We start from the raw sequence: 13,241 nt of genomic DNA on the forward strand, positions 1-13,241 counted from the left end.
CCGTTCAACCGAGCGGAGAACACCACCGAGCCGGAGGACTGGCGTGAGCAGCAGTGTCGTCGCAGGACTGTGCCGATTGAGGTTCCACGCGCCGGAGGTGGTCTTCGAGCTGGCCGTCCCGGCCGACGTACCGCTCGGCGACCTGCTTCCCGCCATCCTCGGCCACGCGGGCCCGGACCTCGCCGAGACCGGGCTGGAGCACGGCGGCTGGGTGCTGCAACGGCTCGGCGAGGATCCGCTCGACGAGGAGCAGAGCACCGAGGCGCTGAAGCTGCACGACGGCGACGCGGTCCACCTGCGCCCGCGCCACCAGGCCCTGCCGCCGGTCCACTTCGACGACCTGGTCGACGGCGTGGCCTCCGGCATGAACGAGCGCGGCGACACCTGGCGCCCCGCCCTCACCCGCCGCCTCGCTCTCGCCGTCACCCTCACGGCCCTCGCCGCCGCCTGGGTGCTGCTCGCCCTGCCCGGCCCCGCCGGCCCGCGCCAGGCCGCCGCGGCGGCCGTCGCGGCCCTGCTGCTGCTCGGCGCCGCCAGCGCCTCCCGGGCCATGGCCGACGCCGGCGCGGGCGCCGCGCTCGGCGCCGCCGCCGTCCCGTACCTGGGCCTCGCCGCCCTGCTGCTGCCCAGCGGCCCGGGCGGGGACGACCTGCTCGGCGCCCGGGTGCTGGCGGCCGCCTCCGCCGGGGCCGGCGCGGCGGTGCTGGCCCTGGCGGCGGTGGGCGGGGCCGCCCCGCTCTTCCTCGGGGTGGTGCTGGTCGCGGTGCTCGGGGTGCTGGCGGGGGTGCTGGTGCTGGCGGGGCTGACGCTCGGCAAGCTGGTCGCCGTGGTCGCGGTGGTGGCCGTCCTGATCGGCGCCTTCGTGCCGTCGTTCGCCTTCCGGCTCTCCGGTCTGCGGCTGCCGATGCTCCCGCGCAACGCCGAGGAACTGCAGGAGAACATCGAGCCCGTCCCGGCCGCCGCCGTACTGCCGCGCGCCCTGATCGCCGATGACTACCTGATGGCCCTCTACACGGCGATCGGCGCCGTCTGCGCGGCCTGCCTGACCGTCCTCGCCTTCACCGACGGCTGGGCCGGCCCGGCCGAGGCCGCGGCACTCAGCCTGCTGCTCCTGCTGCACGGCCGGGCCGTCGGCAGCATCCGCCAGCGGCTGAGCATCCTGCTGCCCGGGGTCTACGGCGGCCTGGTGCTGGTCTCCCGGGCGGCGCACACGGCCTCGCCCGCCGAGCGGCTCGGCCTGCTGGGCGGCCTGCTGGCGGTGGCCGTCGCCCTGCTGGTCGTCGCCTGGACGGTCCCCGGCCGGCGCCTGCTCCCCTACTGGGGCCGGATCGCCGACATCCTGCACACCCTCAGCGCCCTCTCCCTGCTTCCGCTCGCCCTCCAGGCCTGCGGCGTCTACCACACCCTGCGGGGCCTCGGCGGCTGAGCCGCCAAGGCCCCCGGGGCGGGCCCCGGCCGGATCATCCGGCCGGGGCCTCGCCGTCTTCGTCCGACGGGGCCTTGTACTGCTCACGGCAGATCTGGTAGATCCTCTTCAGCTGGTCCTCGGTCAATTTCCGGACCATTTCCTTGACTTCCGGGGTCCAGAAACCCTTCCGCATTTGTTTGATGGTCTTCTCGTCCACCCCGGGGTTGGCCTGCCTCGTCAAGTACTCGGCGAGAGCCTCCTCCAGCCCCTCCCTGATCGCCTTGAAAGCGGCGTTGCTGACCTTCTTGTCGATGGTTCCGGTGTAGTCCTCCGCCAGGACCTTCCAGTGGTTGTCGGCTATCCAGGTGACTCCGAGCGCCTTGAGTCCGTTGGCGCCGAACTCCGGCACGGCAGTCGCGCAGACCTTGGCGGCCGCCGACTCGATCTCGTGCGCCATGTCCTCCGCCAGAGCCAGCTGCCCCTCCACCTGCTCCCACGCGTCAGGAGCGAGGCGCTCCTTGAATTCGTTGAATTCACGCAGGTAGGGCAGGGTCTGCTTCGCCAGTTCGAAGCCGGTCATCTCCTCGACGGCCTTCATCTGATCCAGGCCCACGCGCACGGGATCCGCCAGGTGCGGGTGGGACTCGTGCCCGACTTCCATGGGCCTCTCGTGACGGCCCAGATAGAATTCGATCGCACTTCGAATCACCTTCGGATCGCCCCCCAGGAACTTTCCGGGGAACGCGCCTTCGAGCATCCGGTCATTCGCCCTCGCCTCGGTGATGAATGCCCGGCCGTAGTTCCGCCCCATGGCTTCCTCGAACTTCAGTCCGCGCGTCCATCCCTTGGACTGCTTGAGGTTCGGCAGCCCGTCGCCCTCGTTGCGGTGCGGGCTGATGTCGATCGAGACGATCTTGATTCCGGCGAAGGAGAGCTCGTCCATCACGCCGCTGCGCATGCCGACCGCTCCGACCACCTCGTACGTGTCGGAGAGGTACTTGAGGAGCGCGAGCTCCTTGCGGCGGTTCCCGACCGACGGCCAGTTCCAGTACTCCCGCAGGGCCGGCCCCTCCCAGACGGCGGGCTCCTCGCCCATCGGAACGATCGTGTGACCGTCCCCGAGCGCCGCCTTGGCCTGCTCGATGATCTGCACCACGCCCTCCGTACCGGTGTCGAGGGCCGGTGCGTTGGCGCCGGCCCGGCCGCTGTGACCGCTGCCCCGGTACACCACGAGCACGTACTTCTTCCCCTCCTCGAAGCCCCCGAAGTCCGGATTCGCCAGGTCCCGCCGGAAGGCCTCGCCCTCTTCCGGGGTGTAGTGCCCGTAGCCACGGGCGAACTCCGTCACCCGGGCGTCCTGGAACGTCACCTCGCCCGTCGGATCCTGATAGTTCGCGGTGCGCTTCTCGACCATGCCCACGGCCCGTGTCAGCTCCTGCACCTGCACCTGCACCTGCTCCTTGGTCTCCGCGTTCCTCGTCGCGGACGGCACGGCACTGTTGACCAGTTTCAGATGGTCGGCGACGAGCGGCCGCTTGAGGTAGGCGGCGAGATCCTCCGACGCGTCGGTCTCGTTGCGACCGAACTTGCTCGGCAGTTGCGTCTCGGTCGTGTACACCACCGTGCGCCCCGACCGGATCAGGTCGTCATGCAGATTGATGATCTGTTCGACCTGGCCCTTGGTGGCTTCGGTGACGTTCCAGATCACCAGGCCGCGGTCCGGATAGGCGACCAGGGCGGCGCGCATGTGGTACATGTCGCCGGAGTTCTCCGCCCTGATGGTGTAAGTCGTCTTCGGAAGCAGCTTCAGACCGTCCGCCGATACGTGGTCACCGGACGCCGTCACCCACAGGTGGGTGTCGGGCGTGATCGACGGGGGAACGACCGCGCTGGCGGACTGTTCCACGTTCTCCTGTGCTTCCTTGAGCTCCCAGCGCAGGCCGCCTCCCTCCTCCTCGGTGTTCCCGCGGACGGTCCACACCTCGGCGAAGCCGCCCGGTCGGGTGACGGCCACCGTGGCCACGGTGGCGGAATCACGCAGCCGCAGCTCCAGCGCGGTGCGGGCCGCTTCTCCGGTGCCGTAGTCGTACGCCAGCCGTTCCAGCCTCCTCGACCCGGGTGCGCCGCCGCCGTCCGTCGGGCCGTACACCTCCCCCTCGATCCGGTTCCGCTTCGGCGGTTGGAGCAGTTCCAAGGCGCGGGTGCGCTGAACCGACCACTCGGCCGGGGGCCTCGGCGCGGCCGGGGTCTCCGCCACCGGCAGGGGCACCGTCACGTGGAAGGTCATCAGGACCGAGTAGACGGAATCGCCGTCGCTGCTCGAAGATCCGGCGGCGGTCTGGTCCTCATCGCCCGCATGCCCGGCGACGACCTGATCCTCATCGCCCAGATGTCCGACGCCGACCTGGCCCACGTCGCCCAGGACGACCGGCACCGGCTGGTCCGGGTCGATGGGGTCGTGCTCGGTGGCCTGGGGGACGGGCTCCTCGTCCGGGCGCAGGAGTTCCTGGCCATGTGCGGTGGACTGGACGGTGCCGTGCTCGGTGACCGCCAGGTGGTACCAGTCGCCGGCCCCCTCGACCCTCGGGAGGCCGTTCCCCGTGTAGCCGACGCGCGCGGCGACGACCATGCGGGGCTGGTCCCCGCCGGTGAGGTGGACCAGGCCCCCGGCGGCGAAGGCCTCGGGGCGGCCGAGGCGCTCCAGCGCCGGGCTGAGGGGCAGGTTGTTGGCCTCGGCGAAGGCCCGGCGGGCCGCGAGCGCCTCGTGGAGGGCGAGCAGGGTCCTGTCGGCGTAGGAGGCCTGGCGCTCGGCGCTTCCCTCGGGGCCGGGAGGGCGGTAACCGGAGTTGCAGGAGAGGAAGCGCAGCGGCTCGCCTTGCCACTGGCCGCCTTCGGCCAGCCGCAGCAGCGCGCCCGCCATCTCCTCCGGGCTCAGCTCCCTGCCGAGCCAGGTCGGCGCCCCGTCGTGCTGGAGGGTGTGGTAGGCGAGGGTGAAGTACCGGGGATCCGCCGGGAGGTGGCTCAGCGCCTCCAGGACAGCCTGCGCGGCGGGGGTGCCCCGCTCGTTCAGGTCGGCGAGGTAGTGCACCCCGTTGGCGGGGCCGGGCAGGGGCGTGGCGAGCGTCTCGGCGACGGCGTCGGCGGTGGAGCCGCGGCTGATCGTCTGCCCCTCGGGGTGCAGGACCGAGTACAGCACCCGGTGGTTGCTCACCGACTGGACGACGGTCGTCTCGCTGATCGGGATCTCCATCTCGATCGGGACGAGGCCCTGCACGGTCTCGGTCCGGTCGCCGTCCCGGAAGGTCAGCTGGACCTCGGCCTGGCCGACGTAGCGGGCGGCCGGGGTGGGGATCTTGGCGTTGGCCACGGTCTTCCCGGAGGAGCCCGCGGACGGCCCCTCACGCCACCGGTGGCCGCCCCCACCGACGACGCCGGTGGTGAACTCGGCGGCGCCCTTGGCGCCGAACTTGGCGCCGAGCTGGCCCTGGACGTTCCACCGCCGCCAGTCGAGACGGGTGTGCCGCCCGCCGCTGGTGGAGTCGTTGGCCGGGCTGAAGGCGGCCACCCGGTTGTCGCTGTGGTACTCCAACTGGACGATCGAGATGGTGGCGCTGATGCCGGCGTCGTCGACGAACAGGCGCTTGCCGGCCGACGGGGTCTCGATGGTCCGGCCGTCCTGCACCACCGCGTCGCGGCGCGGGGCGTTCGGGTGCTCCTCCGACGGCGGCAGGATCTCCCGGCCCCGGGCGACCGACCCGAACAGGGCGGACAACTGCGCGTGGCTGTGGGTGTTCCGGGCGACGGACTCCAGCCAGGACCACGTCCCCTCGCGGAAGAAGCGCTCACCGAACACGGTCAGCAGGTCCCGCACGCCGGAGGTGTCGTCGAGCCAGCGCACGACGCCGGTCTCGTGCACCCCGTGGGTGAACACCGATTCCGGCGGCCGCCGGACGACCTGCGTCGCGGACGGCACGGCCGGGGGGATCGGGGGCAACTGCCGGTCGGGATCGTCCGGACGCGGCGGCCGGACGGGCTCGCCCCGGCCGGACTCCAGCAGCACGTCGGCGTGGATCCGCGTCTCGACGACCGTCCGCCGGTACAGGCCGACGCGGGCGAGGCGGTCCCCGGTCCTGACCAGCTCCCGGTTGAGGGCCTGGAACTTGGACGGGGCGGCGCTGCCGCCGGCGTCCTGCCGCTCCCTGTCCTGCCGTCGGAACATCTGCTCCCGTGCCTCGCGGCTGGGGCGGATCTTGTGCGGGGAGGCCAGGCTCACCGCCGGCTTGCGCTCGAACTCGACCTTCAGCACCACGTCCGCGCGGTAGGACCGGCCGTCCGTCACCTTGCTCTTGACGGCCGTCCCGCTGGCGGTGCTGGCACTGCCGTGCTCCAGCCGGTCGACGCCCCACGCCCCGGTGACGCTGCCGCCGCCGACGAACGCCGCCCCCGTGGCCAGCACGTCGGTGGTGGCCAGCAGGCTGCCGGTGATCGCGGTGCCCTGGCCGCCGCCGGTGTTGGTCCCGCCGTCGGCGCTGGTGAGCGAGGTCTGGGCGCCGTGGCCGATGTTGAACTCGACCACCGGTGCCGGACCGGTCGGGGTCAGTTCCCGTACCTCGGCGGTGATCCACGCCCGGCTGCGGCCGTGCTTCACCACGATGGGGTGGCCGGCCATCACCGACTTGAGGTCGGTGTGCAGCCGGTCGAAGTCCAGCTCGGCGAGCAGCTTCCGCTGCATGCCGGGCCAGTCCTTGCCCAGGAAGCCCGCGGCCCTGCGGCCCAGATCCTGGACGACCTCGTGGACCGTCCCCTCCCGGCCCAGCCCCCGGTAGACGGCGGTGACGACGTCGGAGGAGCCGAGCCGGTGGCTCGGCAGTTGCCGCACGGGCGCGGCCGGATCAATGGTGCGGTGCGGCGCGGCCACCACGGCCGACACCGGAACGGTCAGGTCGTCAAGCCTCGCCGACCGCTTCGACGGCTCGAACGAGACGGTGAACTCGGCGGTGGAGTCGGACAGTCGGGCCAACTCCGTGGCCTTGGCCCGGCTGTTGGTGCCGCCGGTGCGGTCGATCGAGAGCCCCTTGACGAAGTCCCGGGTGTGCGAGGCCTCCCCGGCGAGGTCGACGTGCGGGACGGAACCCCCGAGCTTGAGCCGGAACCGGAACCGGGTGCGCAGGTCGGAGGTGGTGCCGGTGGTGGTGCGCTGCTGGCTGCCGACCTCGAACTCGAAGCCGGTGACCAGCGTCTCCCTCGGCCGGGGGTTGATCAGCTCGGCCGCCACCACGACCGTTCCCTTCCACCCGTCGAGGTCGACCGGGATCCGGATCCGCTCGCCCCGGCTCAGCCGGGACAGCGCGGCCTTGAGGCCGTACGGGTCGACCGCCCTGGCGAGCCGCGCCAGGACGCGCTCGGGCACCGGGTGGCCGGACTGCCGTTCGAGCGTCTCCCTGATCTGCCTCAGCACGGCGGTGTCGCCCCTGCCGAGGCTCAGCACCACGTCGGACTGGCCGAGCCGGGTGACCGTCCGCTGCGTGGCCACCTGCTCCGCGACCTCCTGGTGCGGGGCCGAGGGAGCCGTGAAGCCGTTCCGGTCGTGCTCGCCGACCTGGCGCAGCGCCGTGTGCACCTGCTCCAGGCTCAGTTCGGCGGAGAGCGGGACCGACCCGCGATGCTCCCCGTTGACCGTCACGTCCAGGGTGATCTCCGTCCGGAACAGCTCCTGCGCACTGCCGTACTTGCCGTTCGCGTAGCTCTTGCTGGACTCCCCGCCGCGCCACCCGTCGCGGACCCGCGACTCCACGGAGGCCGTGACGTTGCCCTGCATGGTGTCCTTGAAGGGCTTGCCCGCGGCGTCCAGCACCTCCCGGGTGTGCACCGGACCCTTGCCGCCGCCCTGGCCCTGCACGGTCTTCGTGTCGGAGCGCAGGTGACGCGACGAGTCGAAGGTGCTGCTCTCGCGGATCGGGTTGAGCTCGGCGTTGCTCTGGGGCCGCACGTGGTCGATCCGGGTGACCCGGGCCGTGACGGAGACGTGCATCTTCTCCAACGGGCCGAGGGTGACCTCGGGACCGCGCAGTTCGGATCCGCGCGACATCCCGACCAGGTGGGCGCTGACGGCGGCATGCGAGTAGGCCTGCAGGATGTCCTCGCGCACCGCCGACCAGCCCTGCTCGCCGCCGAACACCTCCCGGCCGATCCGGTCGAGTTCGGCGTGCAGCGGGGCGACGCTGCGCAGGTCCCGGACGGTGGCGGTGTCGGGCAGCCCCTGCCAGAACTCGTCTCGGGGGGCCAGGACTTCGTCTCCCACCGCGTGGGCGTGCTCGGGGGGCGTGAGCTGCTGAGCAGCGGTGAACACGGGCGGCTGCGTGCCGGGCACGACCTCCTCGACCGGGGTGACGAGGGTCGCCTCGGCCTGGTCGATCACCACCCGGAAACCCAGATCGACGTGGGCGTCCTGGTCGGCGGGCTGGGCCAGCCTGCTCCGCCAGCCGAAGGTGACGGTCAGGTCGGCCGCCCCCTCGAAGAGCACCGCCGGGTTCTTGACCTTGGTGCCGAGCCCCAGGTCGTCACCGGAGCCGTGGAGCTCGACGTCGTCCCGGCCGGCCCGGCCGCCCAGCCCGCCCCCGGCACCGCCGTTCTTGGCGATCCAGTTGCCGACCGAGGACGGCAGCGTCTGCCAGTCCTTGCTGCCAGTCTTCTGCTCGACGTGCGAACGGGTCGTCGCGGTGGCGATGTTGAACTCGGTGCTCGGCAGGGTGTGGACCTGCTGCATCCGGGAGACGGTCCCGCCGCCGATGGTGATCACCGCGGCGGGCCCGGTCAGGCTGTCGTCGACGATGGTCAGCTTCTGGCCGGACATCACCCCCTTCAGCTCCTGGTGCAGGGTGCCGAGGTCGAGTTCCTCCAGCAGCCTGCGCTTGAGGGCGGGCCAGCGCCCTTCGAAGTACTGCTCGGCCTGGCCCTCGAAGCCCGCCACGAACGTGGCCAGGGCCGCCGCGCCGTGCCCGGCCGGCGCGACGGGCTGGTTCACCGGGGCGAGCTCGATGTCGCCCGCGGCGTTCGGCACGGGCGCCGGCGGGCGGGCGGTCGTCCAGACGTCGGTCACGATGTGCGAGCCGGCCAGCCGCAGGTTCTCGGCGGTCTCCCGCGGCACCGTGTAGTGGGCCTGGGGCACCTGCGGCGCGTTCGCGGTCTCCCGCACCGGCACGGCGACCCGCCCGGTGAAACCGAGGTCGATCGGCTGCGGCACCTTCCACGGCCCCGGTGCGCCCTGGAGGCGGGCGTCCAGGAACTCCACCCGCACGTTGAACGGCGTGTCGAACAGCGCCGCCGGCTCGACGGTCTTACCCCGGGCCAGTGTCCTGCTGGCCTCGGCGGTGGCACTGCCGTGCAGCCAGCCGTGCTGATAGCCGAGCGTCTCGGTGAGATCCCCCGAGCTGCCGAACTTCGCCTTGAACTGCACACCGAGGTTGGCCTGCGTCAACCCGTCGGAGGTGACGCCGATCATGCTCTGCTGCTCCGAGCCGTACTCGAACTCGAAGCCGGACACCGTCTCGACGTACGTGCCGTCCCCCGCGCCACCCGTGATCCGGACCGTGCCGGACCACTGGCCCGCCTGGAAGTCCACCTCCCGGACATCGCCCCGGGACAACGCGGACACCGTCGGCCGCAGCACCTCGCCGCCGAACAGGCTGTTCGCCAGCGTCCGCGCGGCATCCCGGTCCCCGTGCAGCGCCTCGGCGAACCGGTCGGTGAGCTGGTTCAGAATCCGCACGTCGTCGTGGTTCAGAGCGACCAGGACGTCGTACGCGGCCAACCCGCGCTCGCCGACACGGGACGGCGGTAGCGGGGCGGGCGGCGGCGGAGGCTGCACCTCTTGCTGCTGTTGTTGCTCCAGCTGCTGTTGCTGTTGCTGTTGATCCTGCTGCTGCTGCGAGCTCTGCGTGACCTCATGGGAGTTCGCCACCGTCAGCGACTCTTCGGTGATCCCCTCAGTGATCCCCTCAGTGATCCCCTCAGTGATCCCCTCAGTGGTCTCCTCGGTGGTCTCCTCGGTGTGCGAGGAGGTCTGCTGGAGCGCAGCCCCCTCATCGTCCGTGGTCAGCGGCAGGCCGCTCTCTTCGGCGACCACCGATTCCTGCGTGGTGGACTCGTCGTGGGAGACGGTGTGGTCGACGGCCTGCTCTACCGACTCGGTCTCGGAGACGACGTGGGAGGTGTCCTGCGACACGACCGCCGTCTCCTCGGGCACGACGATGTGCTGTTCCTCGCCCCTTCCGTCCATGAACTCCCGGAAGCCCTGGAACATCTCCTCTACGCGCTGCTCCTCGGCCCTCCCGTCCATGAACTCCCGGAGACCCTCGAACATCTCCTCTACGCGCTGCTCCTCGGCCCTCCCGTCCATGAACTCCCGGAGACCCTCGAACATCTCCTCCTCGGCCCGGGCGCGGCTGACCTGGTTCGAGGGCCGCGCCTGAACGGACTGCGGGTCGGTGCCGTAGAGGTGTTCCAGCAGCGGCAGCAGCTCCGGCTCGTTCTCACGGACCCAGTCGACACCGTTGTTGCGAGGCTTCCCGGTCTGCGGATCGTTCCCGTGGTTCGTCCCGAGATACGTGTTGCTCAGCTGAGCGAAGAACTCGTGGACATCGGCCGAGGAGTAGTTGCCGACCAGCTCACCCGCAGCATTGCGCCGCGATCCATCGGGCCAGACCGTCACGGACTCCTCACCGAACAGATCGGCCAGACCGTCGGCGAGACGCTTGCCCCGGTACACCTCCTCGACCAGCGCCCTCTGCTCACGACTCAGCCCGAACTCCATGATCGCGTGCGCGAGTTCATGAGTCGCCGAGGAATACCCCTCCGGCTGCGTAGTGTGCGGCCCCACCGACGTCCGCTCACCGAGCAGGTTCTCCTCGGGGATCGCCACCACAAGCTCGTCGTTCGCCCCCCGCAACTGCTCGACGCCGCGCCCGTTGCCCGCCTCACCGCCGGCCACCAGCGCGCGAAGCTTCTCGAAACCCGCCACCCCGGTCAACGGCACATCACGCGGCACCACCACCACGCGCACACCAGCCGCCACCAGCCTGGCCGCAACCTCCTTGTCCTGCAACATCCGCGCGACCTGCAACTCAGCCTCACGCCGCGAAGCAACCGGCTGATGCACACGGGGATCGACGTCGATCACCAACCGCGCCGCCGCCTGCGCGAAGTCCTCCGTCGACAACTCCGACCGCAGACTCTCCACAAAAGCGGTATCGGCCGCGAGCTCCCGCCGGGCCTCCGGACCGAGGTGCTCCAACGCCTGCACCCGCTCATGCAACGGCCCCGGAACCGGCATACCACCACCGTGCTCCACCGCCAGCGGATTCACCATGACGGAACCCTCCGACACCCCCGAAGGCGCCGGCCGAAGCCTCTTCTCCGCCGAATCCTCCGGCTCCGAGTCACTGTTGTGCTCAAGCGGCCGCTTCGGAGCCCCATCGCCCTCCTGGGTGCTGGCGGCAGCCGGTACCCCTTCCGGAGCGGGGACAGGGCTCAGCGGGGAGTAGTGACTGTCGGAGAGGAACAGGGAGACGTCCCTGTTGCCCTCGGGGGCACCGGGTACCGGCGCCAAGGAGTGCCAGTTGACCCCGTCGAAGATGTGCAGCCGCACCCCCAGAGCCGAGGCGACGATCGACGGGATCAGATCACCGTTCGACCCGGCCCACCACCCCCTCGTCTTGACCATCCAGCCGAGATCATCGGGCTTCGCCCCGTGCGTCTGCGCGAATGCGGTGACCAGCTCCATGTTGTGGCCGATCCACCTGGAGACGCGGTTGCGCAGCATCGCCGCGTTCTGAGGGCTGACGGCCGTGCCCATAACGTGGTTGACGGAGTGGTAGAGACAGTCCCCGTCGCGGGGCACCTCGTGGATCTGGTAGCCCATCTCGTACAGGTACGCGCCGTCGTGGAGGCTGCGGTGGTACGACTGCAGTTCGGGCAACAGGGGCAGCCCCTCCTCGGCCATCCTGCGGTACACCTGCCACGGGGGGTTGTCGGCGTACCGCGGCCCGTCGGCGAAGACCTCGTCGAACTTGCCCAGGTAATCCTCCACCGCCCGTCCGCCGCCCGAGGCCGTCACGACCTCCTGGCGCAGCTTGCCGTACCGGTTCCGCAGGTGCTGGACGCGGTTGGCGGCGAACTGCCCGGCGTCGAGCGGCCGGTCACCCGAAAGCCCCAGCTGCTCCCGGATCTTGGCCACAGCGTCGTACCCGAAGCCGCGTTCCTGGCCGTAGACGTCGACGGGCTTGCGCCACCGGAGGATGTCGCCCCTCAGGTGGAAACCGTGGTTGGGCTTGGCCTGCGGCTGGTTGCCCTTGCCGCCCCCACCCGACTGCTTCTTCTCCTTGCCCTTACCGCCCGCCCCCGACTGCTTGGAGGCGCCGTGCTTCTCGTCGTACGGGATGGTGTACCGGCCGGACGCGGTGGGCGGGGTCGGGATCACCACCCGCTCGTAGCCCGGCGCCTTGCCTCCGAATCCAGTCTCCCCCACGTCGTTTGCGTGCCACTTCTCCATCCGCTCCCGTCCGCTGGAGCCCTTCTCCTCCAGGTACGCGACCTTGTGGCCGAGCAGTGCGGCGGCTTCCAGGTTGCCGGAACGGGCCCCGAGGTGGTTCATGTCGTACTGGCGATTCAGGAAGTCGTACAGCCTCAACTGGCCGGTCCTGAGGTTCTCCGTCCAGACGGACGGGTCCGATCCACCGTCCTTCCAGAAGCCGGTGACGTGGTGGATGGTGTCGATCCCGAGCTCCTCGCGCATCTCCGCGACCAGCTCGTTCCACTTGTTCTGCCGAGAAGGATGGGGGTCACCGGTGATGAGCACCATGCCCTGCTCACGGGCGACCTCCCGCAGGATCTGCCGCACGCCTTGGAAACTGGTGTCGTGCTCCATCCGGCCGCCAAGGTCGGCCCACTGCGTGGCCTTGCCGGTGAAACGGGACCAGAGCACCAAGACCTTCGAACCCCGGGCAGGCAGCGTGATCCCACGGCCCGTCAGCCAGTCGGCGATCCGCTGATCGTGCGCAGGAGTCATCTTCCAGGCGTCGCGGACGGTCTGGCGCAGTTCGTCCGAGAACACCTTGGCGACCTTGTCAGTACCGAACGTGACGCTCTTGACCGCCGCCTCCTGGTCCTGCTCGGAAAGCACCTCCCAGTCCTCGGCCACGATGCGGCGGGCCTCCGCGTCCATCACCTCGTAGAGGCGGCCCGTCTCCATGGTCGGCACCTCCACGGTGTGGATGCGATCCCCGTCGATCCCGATGGAGCGGTAGAAGGCCTCGATCTCCAGGGACTTGTCCTTGGGGTTGACGGCGTGGCCCTCCGCCGTGCGCGGCCCCCGCGCGATCAGGACGTGCAGGTTCGAATCGTTCAGCAGCGCCACCGAGATACCGAACTGGTCACCGGAGGAGTAACCCGGCTGCTTGACCAACCGCCGGTGCTCCGGCGGCAGGTTGTCCTCGTGGATGTTCGCCCTCGGAGCGACGTCCAACGGGCCGCCCTCGTGCGAACCGGTCCCGTGCGGGGCCGAAACCGGGTCCACCCAGACATGCTCACGGTCATGCGGCGACGCCAACTCCCGCGCCTCATCCCAGGTCCGACCATGCGTGGGAGCCGGGTCGAGGTGCCCCACCACGGACGAGATCAGCTGCAAGTGCCGCTCCCGCAGACCACCCTGCCCCAGACCACCCGGCGCCGGAGCCCGGTGATCACCCAGCAGACTCCCCTCGACCGCAGGACGATGAGACAGACCCGAAGCCCGGTACTCGTCCCGCAGACCGATCTGGTGGCCCAACTCGTGCGC

Annotated in this window: 2 protein-coding genes; one reads left to right on the top strand and one right to left on the bottom strand. The window is 70.8% G+C overall.

Going from position 1 to position 13,241, the window contains the following annotated elements; translation table 11 throughout:
* Positions 1-76: 76 nt before the first annotated feature.
* Positions 77-1,426: a type VII secretion integral membrane protein EccD gene (gene eccD / locus AB0O82_RS35200; protein ID WP_363588560.1), complete on the top strand. Its 1,350-nt coding sequence runs from the start codon at positions 77-79 to the stop codon at positions 1,424-1,426.
* A gap of 34 nt (positions 1,427-1,460) precedes the next feature.
* Here eccD and AB0O82_RS35205 read toward each other — a convergent pair whose 3' ends face one another.
* Complete coding sequence (locus AB0O82_RS35205) at positions 1,461-12,980, bottom strand: OTU domain-containing protein (RefSeq protein ID WP_363588562.1); 11,520 nt, start codon at positions 12,978-12,980, stop codon at positions 1,461-1,463.
* Positions 12,981-13,241 lie beyond the last annotated feature (261 nt).

Source organism: Kitasatospora sp. NPDC088264, assembly GCF_040685715.1.
Lineage (GTDB): Bacteria > Actinomycetota > Actinomycetes > Streptomycetales > Streptomycetaceae > Kitasatospora.